This window comes from Falsiruegeria litorea R37 (assembly GCF_900172225.1).
Taxonomy (GTDB): Bacteria; Pseudomonadota; Alphaproteobacteria; order Rhodobacterales; family Rhodobacteraceae; genus Falsiruegeria; species Falsiruegeria litorea.
In genome coordinates this window covers 172,123-188,908 of sequence record NZ_FWFO01000002.1, presented here as the reverse complement: position 1 = coordinate 188,908, position 16,786 = coordinate 172,123, and the positions used below count along the sequence as shown (strand labels likewise).

The window sequence follows — 16,786 nt, the reverse complement described above, 5'->3', positions numbered from 1 at the left end:
TAAGGCTCAATCTTGGACGTTTTCCTTTAGAAACCCCCGGATGAACCGGCGGATTTCGCGTGCGGCGCTTGTGTCCAGCTCTTTGCAGAGATCAACAAAAGCGTCGCGCTCGGACTTGTCCAATCGCAGAACAAGTTGCGCATTCTTCTTGCCAGACGACTTGCTGTCTTTCTTTGCCACGATACCCACGCCCCATCCGCACCCAGTGCGTCGCTTGATTCATTTTGATATACGTTGTATATACAATGGATAGCAAATCCATATTACCAGACAGTAACAACAGAAAAGAGCAGAAAGCAAATGAACCTATTGGCCGCCTCATCTCTACTTGTCCAGGACCGTCGCGACTGGCGTAAACCGCATCTTCTGTGGTTGCCCTCTGCCCTCTACCGTTCGTACGCGAGCAAGAAGGGCAAGAAATAGGGCAGTCTGGGTGAAACGCCCCTGATCGTGACCTCTTGTCCCTTGCAAGCTGTGCCGACATCGGCCAAACCCCGTTCGACTTAGTTGAACGGGGGCTACCATGCCAAAGAAAACATCCGTCCAAGATTACATCCGCACCATTGTGGATTTCCCCCACGAAGGGATCATGTTCCGCGACGTGACCACGCTCTTTGCCGACCCGCGCGGGTTTCGCATGGCCATTGACCAGATGCTGCACCCCTATGCTGGGGAACGGATCGACAAGGTCGTCGGGCTCGAGGCGCGCGGCTTCATCCTGGGCGGGGCGATTGCGCACCAGCTGAGCGTCGGTTTTGTCCCGATCCGCAAAAAGGGCAAGCTGCCCGGCACCACGATCAGCCAAGACTACAAACTGGAGTACGGCGAAGCCATCGTCGAGATCCACGATGACGCCATCCAGCCAGGTGAAAAGATCCTGGTTGTCGATGACTTGCTTGCCACCGGCGGCACCGCCGGGGCGGGCATCAAACTGATCGAACGTCTTGGGGGCGAGATCGTGTCGTGCTCTTTCATCGTCGATTTGCCTGATCTGGGCGGCCGCAAACGGTTGGAAGAGATGGGCATGGATGTGCACGTCCTGTGCGCGTTTGAGGGCGAATAAGCCCTGATACGATCACAAGATCGTGACTGGAAGTCCAGGCCTTGCGCGGCTTAGCGCAAGGCCTTTGCAGATCAAGTATGGAAACTTGAAACCTGCTCTGATCCATCCGGGAACAGACCCCGTACCTCCTGCAATGCCACTGACGGCATGACATGGAGGATTCAAAATGTTTCGCAAAATCGTACTGACCGCCGCCGCCACCGCTGTCGCAGCCACGGCTGCATTTGCAGGCAATTCATCCAAGGACATTGTCGACACCGCTGTGGGTGCAGGTAACTTTGGCACCCTCGTGGCCGCTGTTCAGGCCGCCGATCTGGTCGACGTTCTCAAGGGAGACGGTCCGTTCACTGTATTCGCACCGACCGATGCCGCCTTTGCAGCCCTGCCCGAAGGTACCGTTGAAAACCTGCTCAAGCCCGAGAACAAGGATCAGCTGGTCGCCATCCTGACCTATCACGTGGTGCCGGGCAAGGTCATGTCGACCGACCTGAGCGACGACATGTCCGCCGCAACCGTTCAAGGCGGTGAGATCACCATCGACCTGGACAACGGCGTGATGATCAACGACGCTTCGGTCGTGGACGCCGACATTGCCGCCAGCAACGGCGTCATTCACGTCATCGATAAGGTCATTCTGCCAAGCTCGTAAGTTTGACTGGAGCAGCGCTTTGGTGCTGCTCCTCCCCCTCGCCCATCCCGATCATCCAGTCGCGCACCTGCTCGGCCTGCGGGATGAGGGGCACGGTCTTGGACCAGACCAGGTAAAAACCCTTGCCGGTCTCCCAGGCCCAATCCGTTTTCGCTGCAAGCAACCCCTGCTCGATCAGCCGACGGGTCACATGGCGCCAGCCAAAGGCAAAGCCTTCGCCTGCCATCGCCGCCTGCAACACCAGCGCATAGTCATTCAATCTGAGCCCCGCCTTGGGTGCCTGCGCCGGGATGTCGTGATGCGCGAACCAGGCCTGCCAGCTGGGCCGTTCCCGCACCGGCTCTTCCAGGTGAATCAACCGTTCATGCAAAAGATTGGCCGGCGTGACCAGGTTCACCGCCGCTGCCATCACCTGAGGGCTGGCGATCGGAGAGATGACCTCATGGGCGATCAGGGCGGAATGGACGCCAGGCCATGATCCATCGCCCCGTCTTATGGCAAGACTGATTCCTTCGGCGTCAATGTCGGGCTCACGGTCACTGGTTTGCACCCGCAGATCGATGCCCGGATGGCTGTCATGGAACTGCTGCAAGCGCGGCACCATCCAATAGTTGGCAAAGGCCGAGCTGACCGAGACGGTCACATGGTCGTTACGCCCGCGCTGATGCACCTCTCGCGCGGATTGCAGAATTCGGTTCAAAGCAGCGGAAACATCTGAAAACAAACGCTCTCCGGCGTGGGTCAACCCGACTTTGCGGTGTGCCCGATCGAAGAGCAGCACACCCAGAGAGGCCTCGAGCTGCGCGATTGACGCACTGACGGCGGGTTGCTGCACGTTCAGCTCAGCTGCCGCCCGTGTGAACGATCCGTGTCGCGCGGCGACCTCAAACACGATGAGGTGGCGGGGGGATGTGACGAGTTTCCAGAGTTCTTGCATAACTCATGCTTATCTAAAGCATCAAGTTTTTCAACCGTCACAGGCCCGTTTTAGCACCCTAACCTTACGCATCACTTAAGGGAGAGAGCCTATGGCCCGACGTGCCCGCGCCAGCCGCGCCCGGCAAACTGCAGAGACCGGAGCACCGGCCTCGCCGCACATTCAGCGACGCCTGCCGTTCTTTGATCCGCTGGACGAAGAGCAGATCGCCACGCTGGAGGCGCAGGTCGATTGGATCATTCAGGACGTTGGCATCGCGTTCCGAGACGATCCGGTGGCACTGGATCTGTGGCGCGAGAAAGGCGCCCGGATCGAGGACGACATCGTGCGCGCCGATGCGGCCTGGATTCGCGATTTATGTGCCAAGGCCCCGTCGCAGTTCACGCAGCTGGCGCGCAACCCCGAGCGGTCGGTCATCATCGGTGGTCCCCATCAAGTTTTCGCGCCGATCTATGGCGCGCCTTTTGTGCGCGATCTGGAAGGTGGGCGGCGCTATGGCGATATGGACAGTTTTGAAAAGCTGGTGAAGCTGGCCTATCTTCACCCAAATCTGCATCACACCGGGCTTGTGATTGTCGAACCCTGCGACGTCCCTGTCAGCAAACGGCACCTGGATATGCTCTTTGCCCACATGACACTTAGCGACAAACCTCATCTGGGCGCGATCACCGAAATGAGCCGCGCACAGGACAGTGTGGATATGGCCGAGATCGTGTTTGGCGCGGATGTGATGGAGAACAATTGCGTCATTATGGGCAACGTCAACACCAACTCGCCGCTCTTGGTGGACAAGGTGGTGACCGAGGCGATCCGCACCTATTGCGGGCGCGGTCAAGGCATTGTTGTTGTTCCATTTATTCTGTCTGGCGCAATGGGTCCGGTGTCGACGGCAGCCAGCGTGGCGCAGGCCATGGCCGAAGCGATGATGTGCTGCGCCTATGCCCAGATGATCCGCCCCGGCGCGCCCTTTGTGCTGGGCAACTTCCTAAGTTCGATGTCGCTCAAATCCGGCGCGCCCACATTTGGAATGCCCGAACCGGTGATTTCGAATTATGCGATTGGTCAGTTGGCCCGGCGCGTTGGCCTACCGCTGCGCTGTGGCGGGTCGCTGACCGCATCCAAGATTGAGGATGCGCAGGCGGCCTATGAAAGCGCGGATTCGATGCATTCGACCATGCTGGCCGGAGCCAATTTCGTGCTGCATTCGGCCGGCTGGTTGGAGGGCGGCCTGTGTACCGGGTTCGAAAAGCTGATCATGGATGCGGACCGGCTTGGGTCGTACCAAAAGGTACTTTCGCAGGGCCTGGATACCGGTGACGAGGCGTTGGCGCGCGATGCCTATGGAGAAGTTGCGCCCGGCGGGCATTTCCTGGGATCCGGCCACACGATGCGCAACTATCAGACCGCGTTTTATGAGCCTGCTCTGAGCGATAGCGAGAATGTTGAAAGCTGGGAGGAAGGCGGATCCAAGGACATGCGTCGGCGCGCTTATGAACGCTGGAATGCGATGCTGGATGCCTATGAGCCCCCGGCCATGAATCAAGGAGTGCGCGAAGAACTGGCCGCATATGTCGCCCGCCGCAAGGAGGAACTGCCGGATGCGTGGTACTGAGTTAACCCAATCTTCACGCATATGCTCAGGTGATGCGAAACCGCGAAAACACCTGTGCACTAAGCGTGCACCATGCGTGCACAACCCGTGCACCGGTTTTGCGCCATCGCTCCCATTTCCCATCCGCCGTTTGCCCCAGACCTGAGGACAACAGAAATGTCAGATCAATTCACCCAATCCACACTCAACATCCACAAGGAAGAAGGCACCGGCGGCAAACCCCTGCCGTCGCATGCCAAGGTCGTGGTCATCGGCGGCGGCGTTGTCGGCTGTTCGATCCTGTTCCATCTGGCCAAGTTTGGTTGGAAAGACGTTGTCCTGCTGGAGCGGGACGAGTTGACGAGCGGATCGAGCTGGCACGCAGCCGGGCAGATCCACACCATCAGCTCGGACCCCAACATCTCGCGCCTGCAGAGCTATACCATCGATCTGTATAAGGAGATCGAGGAGACTTCGGGCCATTCCGTGGGTCTGCACATCACTGGCGGTTTCTATCTGGCGTCGAACAAGACCTGGTATGACTACCTCAAGCGCGAACGGTCCAAAGCGCGCTACATGGGGCTGAACCAGGAGTTCATCAGCCCCGCCGAGGTGGCCGAGCGGCATCCGCTGATTGATCCGAAACATTACTATGCGGCGCTATGGGATGATCAGGATGGCGATCTGGATCCATCGGGCGCGACCTATGCCTTTGCCAAATCGGCCAAGGTACATGGGGCGCAATACTTCACCCATTGTGGCGTCACAGCGACCAGGCAGCGCCCCGATGGCAGCTGGGATGTGACCACGCCCAAGGGTGTGATCAACGCCGAGCATATCGTGAACTGTGGCGGTCTATGGGCGCGTGAGGTGGGGCATATGCAGGGGCTGAACCTGCCGGTGCAACCGATGGAACACCACTATCTGATCACCGAAAAGATCGACGCAGTGGCCAAGCACCCAACCCGCCTGCCCGCCGGCATTGATTACGAGGCCAACATCTATTTCCGGCAGGAACGTCAGGGGATGCTATTGGGCACTTATGAGCCCAAGGGAACGCCGTGGAAGGTGGGTGGCACGCCGTGGGACTTTGGTCACGAGCTGTTGCAGCCGGATCTGGACCGGATCGCGGACCGGTTGGAGATGTCGTTTGAACGTATCCCGGCGATTGGAGAGGTCGGCATCAAGGATATGATCAACGGGCCGTTCACATTCGGCCCCGATGGCAATCCGATGATCGGGCCAGTGCCGGGGATGAAGAACTACTGGTGCGCCGTGGGCGTCATGGCGGGGTTCTGTCAGGGCGGCGGCGTGGGTCTGACCATGGCCGAGTGGATGATTGACGGCGAGCCGTCCATCGACGTCTGGGCGATGGATGTGGCGCGGTTTGGCGATTTCGCGACCCCTGATTGGGGCACCGTGAAATCGACCGAGAACTATGAGCGCCGGTTCGTGATGACCTTCCCCAATGAAACGCTACCCAAGGGGCGGATGCAGAAGACCACCGCGCTCTATGATCGGTTGGTCGCGCGGGGCGCGCGGATGGGTCAGGGGTTTGGCCTTGAGAACGCGTTGTGGTTCGCCGATGGGCCAGAGGATGCCCACGAGGAGCCGACGTTTGAGCGTAACCGCTCCCATGAGTATGTCGCACGCGAAGTTCAGGCGGTGCGCGAGGCTGTTGGCGGGATCGAGATCGCCAACTTCGCCAAGCATGAGTTCAAGGGTCCCGGAGCGCGGTCCTATCTGGATCGCGTGCTGGCCGGCTATGTGCCGAAACCGGGTCGCCTGACGCTGACGCCGATGCTGACACCCAACGGCAAACTGTACGGTGATCTGACGGTGGCTTGTCTGGGCGAAGAGCATTTCATGCTGTTCGGCTCGGGCGCCATGCAAGAGGCGCATCGGAGGTGGTTTGAAAAGGATCTGCCCGATGACGTGAGTTACGCCAACGTCAGCGATGATTGGCACGGGATTGCGCTGTCGGGGCCGAAATCGCGGGCGCTGCTGCAAGGGATCATGCGTGAGGATATTTCGGCCCAGACCTTCAAGTTCCGCGACCTGCGACAAACCTTCGTGGGCGGGGTGCCGGTGATCCTGAACCGGATCTCGTTCAGCGGTGAGTTAGGGTATGAGATCTATTGCAAGCCGCAATACCTGCTGCGCCTGGCCGAGGCGATTGAAGAGGCGGGCGCTGATCTGGGCTATCGCTGGTATGGCGCGCGCGCGCTGATGTCGATGCGGTTGGAGAAGGGTTGGGGCGTGTGGACGCTGGATTTCCGCCCTGATTTCGACGCGGTCGAAAGCGGCATGGACGTCTTCATCAACTGGAAGAAGGACTTTGTCGGCAAAGACGCCACCCTGGCCGCGCGCGCGGCGGGGCCAAAGCAAAGGCTGGTGACGATGACCATCGATGTGGACGGGATTGATGTCTCAAACGACGAGGCGATCCTGAAAGATGGCGCAGCGGTGGGATATGTCAGCTCGGGCGGCTACGCGCATCATGCGCAGCGTTCGATGGCGATGGGATACATCGCGGCGGAGCACGCCGCACCCGGCACGCAGCTGCAGGTCGAGATTTTGGGTGAGATGTATGACACCGAGGTTCTGGGCGCGCCAATCTATGACGCCAATGGCGCGAATATGCGGGCCTGAACCAAATCCAGTGGGGGGCGGCTCGCCGCCAGCCCATGTTGCAAGTGTCGATTGCGGATGGCTCCGCCACATGTGTGATGGAGTCACTTCCAATGAACCAAATGCTGCCGTTCACCCCATACGCGGCGAAGTACCGGTTTGAGCCCAGAATCGCCGATGCTGCAAGATGCATAAATGGCAGCCAAGTGCGGATAGCGGACTTCGACGATGACAAGCCACGATCGCGCCGGCGACCAGCGGTGCACTTGGCCTCATTATCATTGGTACTAAACCGACCGGGTAATACCCCCATCGACCCGGATATTCTGACCAGTGCTGTAAGCTCCACCCTCCGAGGCCAAAAAGGCCACGACACTTGCGATCTCGCCAAGCGAGTTGCCGTAGCGTCCCATCGGGATCATGGAGCGGAATTCCTCTTTCTCTGGCAGGCTGTCAATGAACCCTGGCAGCACGTTGTTCATGCGGATGTTCTCGGCTGCGTATTTGTCAGCAAAGAGTTTTGTGAAGGCCGCAAGCCCGGCGCGCATCACGCCTGAGGTTGGAAACACAGGGTTCGGCTCAAACGCGGCAAAGGTCGAAATATTGATGACCGCCCCGCCACCCTGTTTTTGCATGATCGGTGTGACGAGACGCGAGGGGCGTACGGCGTTCAGGAAGTAGACTTCCATTCCTTCGTGCCAGTCCTCATCGGTGAGTTCGAGGACCGGTGCGCGCGGTCCATGACCGGCGGAGTTCACCAAAACGTCGACACGGCCCCAGTGGTTCACAGCCGCATCGACCAGCTCTTGCAGGTCTTCTTCAGATTTGTTGGTGCCTGTGATGCCAATACCGCCAAGTTCTTTGGCAAGTGCTTCGCCTTTGCCGGACGAAGACAGAATCCCAACCTTGAAGCCATCTGCGGCCAAGGCGCGTGCGCTGTCTGCGCCCATACCTGATCCGCCCGCTGTAATCAGTGCAACTTTTTCCATGTGCTTAGTCCTTTCCGGTGTCGTCTGCGCTGAGGTTCAGATGGGCCATGCCGCTATTGCCCAACTCGACGGATGCAAACGGGCCGCCGTGGTGGGTGTTGGCGGGATCACGGGGGTCGAGCGGGCCATCTGCGGCAAAGATTTCTGCAGCGAATTGCTCGGCGTTATCCTTCGGGCGGTAGCCCAAGTGTTGCGCCTTGGCGTTATCGACTGGTGCACGATCGTTATTCGACACGCCGTAGACCACGCTGAAACCTGTGATGGGCGTGGTGATCGCGCGTTCTACCATGTGGATCAGATCATCATAGCTGAGCCAGGTGCCCACAGCGCGTGAATTGGTCGGCTGCGCGCAAGACAGGATGCGCATGCAGACGGATTCAAGCCCGCGCTTGTCCCAATAGAGAGAGGCGAGGTCTTCGGCAAAACACTTCGCAAGCCCATAGAACGTGTCGGGTTTATGGGGGGCATCAATGCCGATGAAATCGGTCTTTTTGTGCATGCCCACCGCGTGGATTGACGAGGCATAGACAACGCGGCGCAGCTTATTGCGATACGCAGCCTCCCACACAGTATAGGCGCCGTAGAAGTTCGGCCCCCAAAGCACTTCCATCGGGGCTTCGTCGCCGACCGCACCGAAATGCACCACCATGTCCGCGCCTTCCAGAAGCGCAACCATGGCGTCGAGATCGGTGATATCGGCTTTCACATAGGTTTCATTCGCAGCAAGATTTGTGACGCTGTCGGCAATGTCCGAGGATACGAAGTTTTCGCACATCTTGGAAAGTGGTTCGCGTAAGTAGGAACCAAGGCGTCCAGCCGCGCCTGTGAGTACGATCTTTTTCATAAAGTCAGTCCTTTGAGGTCAGAAACAGCGCGAGCAATGCGATCCATCGCATCGTTTAGAATCTCTTCCGAGGTCGCTGTTGAAATTCGGAAAAACGGTGAAAGGTCATAGGCACTGCCGGGCACGGCGGCGACGCCTGCAGCATTTAGAAGATAGGCTGTGACATCTGTATCGTTCGCGAGCGTTTCACCCAGAGGGGTCTTAGCGCCAATCAGACCGGCGCAGCCGATCAGGCCATAAAACGCGCCGCCCGGTGCATCGAGCGTCAGGCCCGGGATCTGGGCCACACGCGCGACCACAAGGTCACGGCGCGCCTCGAACGCCCGGCAAAAGCCGAGGACATTATCTTGTGGCCCGTTCAATGCGGCCGCGGCAGCCGCTTGGGCGATGGAACACGCTCCTGATGAGATCTGGCTTTGCACTTTGGTCATCGCCGCGATCAGATCCTTGTGCCCAGCACCATAACCAATGCGCCAACCCGTCATGGCATAGGCTTTGGACACGCCGTTGACCGTCAAAGTGCGGTCTTTCAAACCCGGGCAAAGCGCCGCAAACGATCGGAACACGCGCCCGTCAAACAGGATGTGCTCATAGATCTCGTCCGACAGGACCAGCACACGCTCATGATCGACCAGCACGTCGCCGAGTGCCGTGATCTCGGCATCCGAATAGACCGCACCCGATGGGTTCGACGGTTGGTTCAAGAGCAGCCATCGGGTCTTGGGCGTGATGGCGTCGCGCAATTGATCAGGCGTCAGTAGAAAGCCAGCTTCAGCCGGGCATTCTAGCGGCACCGGCACGCCGCCCAGAATAAGTACAATGTCCTTGTACTGACCGAAATAGGGCGCGCAGAGCAGCACCTCGTCGCCCGGCTCCAACGTGGCCATGAAGGCGTTGAAAAGCACCTGTTTGGCCCCGTTCGACACGATCACTTCGTCCAACGCATAGTTCAGAGCGTTTTCACGTTTGAACTTGTCCACGACAGCCTGCCGCATCGCGAGGGTGCCGTTCGTCGGCGGATACTTTGTTTCGCCCCTGAGAGCTGCCTGATGTGCCGCTTCCTTGATATGATCGGGCGTGTCGAAATCCGGCTCGCCAAGACCAAGATCAATGACATCTTCACCGCGCGCCTTGGCCTCTTTTGCAGCCTGGCTGACCCAGGCAGAAGCGGATGGCTTGACCTGAGCAAGACGCGATGAGGCGAAACTCATTGCTGCGCGCCTTTTGTTTGCGCCAGGGCCGCATCAGCGGCCCGCGCCAAAAGCCCCGTGTCTGTCCCAATGGCAACAAAGGTGAAGCCTTCGTTCAAAAGGTCAGCCGCAAAGGCGGGGTCCGTGACCAAGGTGCCAACTGGCATGCCTTTCGCAATCAGTTTTTGCGCCGCAGGCTTGACCAAGGCCCAGACATCCGGGTCCATCGGCTTGCCGAGTTTGCCAATATCGGCCGCAATGTCTGCGGGTCCAAAGAAAATGCCATTGACGCCATCAACCGCGCCAATCGCTTCGGCCTGTTCTACCGCCTCGCGGGTTTCCAGTTGCAAGAGAACAGCGGTTTCTTCCTCAACTCGAGCCACGTAATCGGTGATGCGCCCAAAGGCCGTTGCTCGGGTCGCGCCCGAGACGCCACGAACGCCGTGTGGCGGGTAGCGCGTCGCCGCAACCGCTTGTTTGGCCTCTTCCACCGATTGGATCATTGGAAACAACAGGCCCGGCGCGCCCAGATCCAACAACCGCTTGACCGCAACCGCGTCGTTCCATTCTACACGCACGAGGGCCGTAGTCGGGGACGGCGCAAACGCCTGAAGCTGACCGATTACACTGAAGTAGTCGTTGGCGCTGTGCTCCATGTCGATCAGCGCCCAGTCGAATCCAGCGGTCGATACCACCTCTGCGGCGAAGTTGCTGCACAGGCTGATCCAAAGGCCGACTTGTTTCTCACCGGCTGCGATGGCACGGGTGAAGGGATTGGCGGGAAGCTTCATCAGATAATAGCTTTCTCGATGATCGGCCTGTTTTCTGGAATCCGCTCGTAATTGAACGGTGTCAGATCAAGCGCGCGGTATTCGCCGTAGGTCAGCCACTCAGCAGTCCCGCGTCCCATGGCAGGCGACTGCTGCAGCCCGTGGCCGGAGAAGCCATTAAGGAAGATGAAATTTGAAAGTTCTGTGTGGGGTCCCATGATCGCGTTGTGATCAAAAGTGTTCATGGCATAGTGCCCGCCCCATTCGGATTGCACTTTGATCGCCTCGAACTGCGGGATACGCGTCGCAAGGATGGGCCAGACGTGGTTTTCCCACATGGAGTGATCCATCGCATAGTCATCAAAGTCTACGGCAGGATCGTAATCGGAATGCCCACCGCACTGATATGTGCCGCCGCCGTTTTCGCGCACGTGCACACCTGAGGGGTCGATGGTCAGCGGCAAGTCCTGATCCAGCGGTTGTTCGGCCTTAAAGATCCACGAATAGCGTTTGCGCGGCTCCACCGGCACGTCGATGCCCGCCATCTGGGTGGTGCGTGCCGCGCGTGGGCCGGACGCATTGACGACCTGACCACAGGCAATCACTTCGCCTGATGCGAGAGTGACACTTTCGACGCGGTTGCCAGCAGCGTTGCGGGTCATCGCCACAATTTCGTTCTGAATCCATTCGGCACCGCGCTCGCGGCTTTGACGTCGCCACCAGTCATTGACGGCGGCCCCGTCCCAATAGCCTTCATCCACCAGGTTGATGGACCCAAGCACGATGTCGTCCACATTGTAAAAGGGATAAGCGGTTTTGATCTCGTCGGGTGTCATAAGCTGGGTTGCCGCGCCAGCCGCCAGTTGCACCTTCTGGCTTTCGCGCAGCACATCGGCAAATCCTTCGTTGTCGGCAAAGTACATGTACCCGAAGGAGCGGATGCCAAGTTCCGGTACCCGGTCATCACCACCCATATAGCTGCGGATGTTTTTGACGAAGTCGGCAGCAAACTGGCTAATCCGCACGTTCAATTCGGTCGAGAATTGCTGCCGCATGCAGGAGTTTGTGTGCGTGGTCGAACAATTCTCATAGGTCATGTCCCGTTCGACGACGAGGACAGAGCCATCGAAATCTTTGTTGTCGGACAGGAACCAAGCGGTCGAGGCGCCCATGATGGCGCCTCCGATGATGATCACGTCATAACTTTGTTTTGATGGGCTTTGGTTGCTCATATCTGGTCCCCCTTTTCAACAGCAGATTGCACCGCCGTGATGTCCTCAGCGGACAAACCATAGTCCGTCCGAGCTGTTTCTTCAGTAATATATCCCCGCGCCAGATCGCGTTTTACAAGGTCTTTCGGGCGGCCCAATGGATCGCCGTAGCCAGCGCCCCCCGGAAAGGCCATCACCACCTTTCGGCCGTGTGGGACGAATTGCTTGCCCTTGACCCGCATCGCCGATCCATCGTCCCGTGCAATCGTCGTTGGTGCGCCGTTCTGGCCGCCACGGCGACCCCTCGCCGGGTGCTGGCTGCGGTCGAACATGGCCTGAATATCGAACTCGTGGCCTTCCTGTGCGCCGACTTCCATGTATTGCCCCAAACCGCCGCGTGTCTTGCCCGCGCCGCCGCTGTCGGGCCGCAGTTCCTTTCGCCAAATGATGACGGGGCCTGCGTGTTCGGTCGCCTCAATCGGCATGGTCATCACGCCCGATGGGAAGGCTGTCGCGTTCATGCCATCGTGCTCGGGCCGCGCGCCGGAACCGCCGGAATTAAAGGTCAAAACTTCCGAACGACGCGCATCCGCAGGGGCTGGTGCGTCGCTGCGCGGGCGCAAGCTGACCTGGAAATTGCACAGACATCCCGCGCCTTCGGCAGGCACTAAGCCGGGTACGATCTTGTCAAACGCGTCGTAGACCGCATCCGGCACAAAATGCCCCACGATGTGACGCAAAGCGACCGGAGCGGGGTGCAGCGCGTTTACTATGGAGTTTTCCGGTGCTGTGATTTCAAACGGAGCAAGCGAGGCTGCGTTGTTCGGTATCTCCGGCGCAATCGCCACTTTGAGCGCGTAGCAGGCGTAAGCCTTGGTGTAGACAAGCGGGCAGTTGATGCCCTTCCTGTCGAGGCCGGACGTTCCCGTGAAGTCGGTGACGATACGGTCTTTTTCAACGCTAACCTTCACCTTCAGCGCAATGGGCACATCAAAGCCGTCCATCGTCATTTCGCCGGTGGCGGATGTCTGCGGCAATGCAGCGATCGCCTCGATCGTCGCCCGGCGCGAGTTTTCGAGGATGAAAGCGGCGATGCCGTCCAGATGGCTGAGTTCGAACTCTTCCATCATGTCTATCAGGCGGCGGTGTCCGATCTCATTACAGGTTGCCAGCGCGTAGATGTCGCCGATCAGCTGATCCGGTTCCCGCACGTTGCCCCTGATGATGCGGACAAGCGTTTCGTCCACCTCACCTCGATCAGCGAATTTCATGATCGGGATATACAGACCTTCCTCATAAACGCTCTGCGCATCCGCGCCAAAGCCTCGCCCGCCGATATCGACGATATGCGCCGTGCAGGCGAAGAAGCCGACCAAGGTGCCTTTGTGGAAAGAGGGCGTGACCATCGTGATGTCATGCAGGTGTCCCGTGCCCTCCCACGGGTCATTGGTTATGTAGACATCGCCTTCAAACATGTTTTGCCGCCCAATCCGGCGGATGAAATGCGCTACGGCATCGGCCATTGCGTTGACATGTCCCGGGGTGCCCGTGACGGCCTGCGCCAGCATGTTGCCATGCGTGTCATAAACGCCTGCCGACAGGTCCCCGGCCTCGCGGACCGAGGTTGAGAACGCCGTGCGCACCAGTGCCTGCGCCTGTTCTTCGACGACCGAAATCAGGCGGTTCCACATGACCTGATAGGCGACTTTCGAGTGTTCTTGAGTCATTGGACAGCTCTCCTCGTCACGACATCGATGCAGCCATCAGGCTGGCGGATGGCGTCCCGACTGGCGGGAACAATAATGGTCGTCTCAGCTTCGGTTACGGCGGCAGGGCCATGTGCGCGCTGGCCTGCCTCCATGAGACTCCTGTCGATGACACGGGCATCAAGGTATTTTGTGGATGCCGCGTCAAAGAGCTGCCTCGTACCGTTCAGCACAACAGGCGCGCTGCCGTCTGTGGTTTCAATGCGCGCGACGTCTTCCGGCGGCGTTGTGGCGTTCACCGACCAGACGGTAATCTCGATATCCATGCCCGCGACGGGACGACCAAACAGCTTGGTGTAATCCTCTTCGAACCGTGTTTCAAATGTCGCCGCGTCCGGATTCATCGCTTGCTCTTCGGTGAGGTCAATTGGGATTTCCCAGCCCTGACCGGTGTAGCGCATGTAGACCTTGAACTCCGACAGGATCGGGCTGACTTCATCGCAGGTGCGCACAAAGCCTGTCGCCTCGGCTTTGAGATCGGTCAGGAGGCCTTTGATCTTGTCCGCATCGAAATCGCTCAGCTTCATATAGACTGACCGGTTGGCCTCAAAGCTGAACGGCGCGCGCAGGAAGCCAATGGCAGAACCGACACCTGCGCCAGGCGGCACAAGCAGCCGCTCAACCCCAAGCTTTTCGCAAAGACGCCCGGCATGCAGCGGAGCTGCGCCGCCAAAGGCGATCATGGTGTACTCGCTCAGGTCTTCGCCATTCTCGACGGCGTGAACCCGCGCCGCATTGGCCATGTTTTCGTCAACCACCTCGGCCACACCAAATGCCGCCTCGACCGCGTCCATGTCCAGAGTGTCACCGACATGTGCGCTCAACGCTTGTTCCGATCGATCGGGATGAAGGGCAATCGAACCACCGGCAAAATTGTCCGGATCCAATTTGCCCAGCACAAGGTCGGCATCTGTAACACCCGGTCGCGTGCCGCCGCGCCCATAACAGGCGGGTCCAGGTTCGGACCCTGCACTTTCAGGGCCGACACGAATTTGCCGCATGCCGTCCACATGGGCGAGGCTCCCGCCACCCGCACCAATTTCGACCATATCGATCACCGGTATCGAGATCGGCATGCCCGAGCCTTTCTTGAACCGGTAGGTTCGCGCGACCTCGAACACGCGGCTGGTCTTTGGCGTTTGGTTCTTGATCAGGCAAATCTTTGCCGTGGTCCCGCCCATGTCAAAGGACAGCACCTTGTCCAGACCATAGCGGGCGGCAATGTGGGCCGCGAAGACCGCGCCACCCGCCGGTCCGCTTTCCACCAGACGCACCGGGAAATCGGCCGCGTTTTGAATCGAGATGATCCCGCCGCCTGAATGCATCAGGAAGATACGGCAATCGACGCCTTCGCCGCGCAGACGATCTTCGAGCCGTCCAAGGTAGGAGGCCATGAGCGGCTTGATGTAGGCGTTGGCGACCACGGTGTTGAACCGTTCGTATTCGCGCATCTGCGGCGAAACCTCGGACGAGATCGACACCGAAACATCTGGCAGCTTTTCGGCCAAAACATCACGTACCAACTGCTCATGTTTGGGGTTGAGGTACGAGTGGATCAAACCAACCGCGACGCTTTCGAATCCCGCTTCTGCAATGCGGTCCACAACGGCTTCGACATCTGCACGCTCAAGCTCTACCAGAATTTCGCCTTTGGCGTTCACCCGTCCTGGGACAGTGAAACGCATCTGACGCGGCAACAGCGGATCAGGCAGGTTCAGATTCAGGTCGTACTGTTCAAACCGGCTTTCGGTACGCATCTCAATCACATCGCGGAAGCCTTCCGTCGTGATCAACGCAGTTTTGGCACCGCGCCGCTCAATCAGCGCGTTGGTGGCCAGAGTTGTTCCATGGATGATCTGCTCAATGGCTGAGGGATTGACACCTGCCTTGGCGCAAACCTGATGCATACCGTCGATGATCGCGTTCTCGGGGGCCGCGTAGGTGGTAAGCACTTTGACCGAATACTGTTCGCCCGCCTTTTCCAGAACGACATCCGTGAATGTCCCGCCAATATCGACGCCCATTCGAATAGATTCGGCCTTCATCAGTCTCTCCACATCCACATAAGATCAGCATGTAGACGTAGGACCATGGCAGATCAGAAATCAAATCAATTGATTTTCTACACCCTATAGATTTTTATTATCTTCTTTTGCAGGCGGCCTAATGTTGCCTGCAATATCACTCGCCTTTTCGATAAAACGTGGGGCGCGATCCGCATTGAAGCGGGCGAAGAAGGCCAGGGGCGGGGCAATCCAATCGGCGTTTGGTAACTTCAACCGACCCGCGTCCAATTCGCCTTGAACCAGCGATTTTGGGAGAAGCGCTACACCCATCCCCTCGCTGACCATCGGCAGACAGGCGGACAACGCGCTGGAGTGAACGATCTTGCCCGCGTCATAGCCGCGCTCCTTCGCCAATTCATGCAAGGCATTCCCCGCGGTAGTGTGACGCGCATGGGTCAAGACAGCTCGCTTAAAGAAACGCCCGACCGACTCTCCGCCCCCAAGGCTTTTTGCAACCTCTTCGTTCGCCACCCAAACATATGTTTCGCTGGATAGCGTTCGTTCGCCTGTCGCCCGTGACGTAAACGGGCCATTCTGTAGAGCAAGGTCGAGCTGCCCCTCTCGTAAACGCTCTTCGATCTGGCGAGACAAGTCGACTTGAAGTTCAACCCGAAGGTTGGGATATTCCCGCCGCAACTGGCGCAGGAAGGATTGAAGCCAGGTGCAGGCGACCAGTTCTGTTACACCAAGCCGCAAACGTTCCTCGATCAGCTCCTGCCGACCCGCCGCTTCCAGCAACGCTTCTCCCGCCCGAAGTACGTCCCGAGTCCGCTCAAGAAGCTCTTTGCCTTTGGTAGTTAGACGCACGGAACCAGCATCGCGATAAAGAAGCGTGACATTTAAAGCGGCCTCCAATGCAGAGATCCGCGATGAGATGTTGGGTTGAGTTGTGCCAAGGGCACCGGCGGCCGCTCTGAAAGTTCCCATGTCTACAACAAAAGAAAAGGCTTCGAGCTGCTTAAGTGTGATTTGGCTTTTTATCACTTTTAACCTCATGATCAGTTTTCATGATCATGCACGGCTCCGATTTTTCAGCAACTTTAATCGGGAGGACAACACACTTCGATCACGTGGCTCTG

General features: G+C 58.6%; 14 protein-coding genes. 4 read left to right on the top strand and 10 right to left on the bottom strand.

Features of this window, described 5'->3' with window-relative positions:
- Positions 1-6: 6 nt before the first annotated feature.
- A complete protein-coding gene (locus tag TRL7639_RS14490) occupies positions 7-189 on the bottom strand; it encodes a hypothetical protein (protein WP_085796583.1) in 183 nt (60 codons plus the stop codon).
- Between the two features lie 334 nt (positions 190-523).
- Here TRL7639_RS14490 and TRL7639_RS14485 point away from each other — a divergent pair, with 334 nt between their 5' ends.
- Positions 524-1,063, top strand: coding sequence for an adenine phosphoribosyltransferase (locus TRL7639_RS14485; protein WP_085796582.1), 540 nt, complete (start codon positions 524-526; stop codon positions 1,061-1,063).
- A gap of 166 nt (positions 1,064-1,229) precedes the next feature.
- On the top strand, positions 1,230-1,712 hold the full coding sequence (locus TRL7639_RS14480) for a fasciclin domain-containing protein (protein WP_085796581.1): 483 nt from the start codon (positions 1,230-1,232) through the stop codon (positions 1,710-1,712).
- Here the strand turns inward: TRL7639_RS14480 and TRL7639_RS14475 are convergent.
- Positions 1,693-2,649: a LysR substrate-binding domain-containing protein gene (locus tag TRL7639_RS14475; protein WP_085796580.1), complete on the bottom strand. Its 957-nt coding sequence runs from the start codon at positions 2,647-2,649 to the stop codon at positions 1,693-1,695. The two genes, TRL7639_RS14480 and TRL7639_RS14475, sit on opposite strands and share 20 nt — an antisense overlap.
- A 91-nt stretch (positions 2,650-2,740) precedes the next feature.
- Between TRL7639_RS14475 and TRL7639_RS14470 the strand changes: the two genes are divergently transcribed.
- Together TRL7639_RS14470 and TRL7639_RS14465 are read left to right on the top strand one after the other, a co-directional pair.
- Entirely contained in the window at positions 2,741-4,261 is a 1,521-nt protein-coding gene (locus TRL7639_RS14470) for a trimethylamine methyltransferase family protein (protein WP_085796579.1), read from the top strand.
- Positions 4,262-4,417: 156 nt separating this feature from the next.
- Positions 4,418-6,892 (top strand): GcvT family protein, encoded by a 2,475-nt coding sequence (locus TRL7639_RS14465; protein WP_085796578.1) that lies wholly within the window; start codon positions 4,418-4,420, stop codon positions 6,890-6,892.
- Positions 6,893-7,158: 266 nt separating this feature from the next.
- Here the strand turns inward: TRL7639_RS14465 and TRL7639_RS14460 are convergent, their stop codons facing one another.
- From TRL7639_RS14460 to TRL7639_RS14425, 8 genes are all read right to left on the bottom strand, one after another.
- Positions 7,159-7,860, bottom strand: coding sequence for an SDR family oxidoreductase (locus TRL7639_RS14460; RefSeq protein ID WP_085796577.1), 702 nt, complete (start codon positions 7,858-7,860; stop codon positions 7,159-7,161).
- 4 nt (positions 7,861-7,864) lie between these two features.
- A complete protein-coding gene (locus TRL7639_RS14455) occupies positions 7,865-8,704 on the bottom strand; it encodes an NAD-dependent epimerase/dehydratase family protein (RefSeq protein WP_085796576.1) in 840 nt (279 codons plus the stop codon).
- Complete coding sequence (locus tag TRL7639_RS14450; protein WP_085796575.1) at positions 8,701-9,915, bottom strand: pyridoxal phosphate-dependent aminotransferase; 1,215 nt, start codon at positions 9,913-9,915, stop codon at positions 8,701-8,703. The genes TRL7639_RS14455 and TRL7639_RS14450 overlap by 4 nt, the downstream gene beginning before the upstream one ends.
- Entirely contained in the window at positions 9,912-10,685 is a 774-nt protein-coding gene (locus TRL7639_RS14445) for an HpcH/HpaI aldolase family protein (protein WP_085796574.1), read from the bottom strand. The genes TRL7639_RS14450 and TRL7639_RS14445 overlap by 4 nt, the downstream gene beginning before the upstream one ends.
- On the bottom strand, positions 10,685-11,896 hold the full coding sequence (locus TRL7639_RS14440; RefSeq protein ID WP_085796573.1) for an NAD(P)/FAD-dependent oxidoreductase: 1,212 nt from the start codon (positions 11,894-11,896) through the stop codon (positions 10,685-10,687). The genes TRL7639_RS14445 and TRL7639_RS14440 overlap by 1 nt, the downstream gene beginning before the upstream one ends.
- Complete coding sequence (locus TRL7639_RS14435) at positions 11,893-13,602, bottom strand: hydantoinase B/oxoprolinase family protein (RefSeq protein ID WP_085796572.1); 1,710 nt, start codon at positions 13,600-13,602, stop codon at positions 11,893-11,895. Before TRL7639_RS14435 ends, TRL7639_RS14440 begins: the two co-directional genes overlap by 4 nt.
- On the bottom strand, positions 13,599-15,686 hold the full coding sequence (locus tag TRL7639_RS14430) for a hydantoinase/oxoprolinase family protein (protein WP_085796571.1): 2,088 nt from the start codon (positions 15,684-15,686) through the stop codon (positions 13,599-13,601). Before TRL7639_RS14430 ends, TRL7639_RS14435 begins: the two co-directional genes overlap by 4 nt.
- 84 nt (positions 15,687-15,770) lie before the next feature.
- Positions 15,771-16,703 carry a LysR family transcriptional regulator gene (locus tag TRL7639_RS14425; protein WP_085796570.1) on the bottom strand — a complete coding sequence of 311 codons (933 nt, stop codon included), beginning with the start codon at positions 16,701-16,703 and terminating at the stop codon, positions 15,771-15,773.
- Positions 16,704-16,786: the final 83 nt, after the last annotated feature.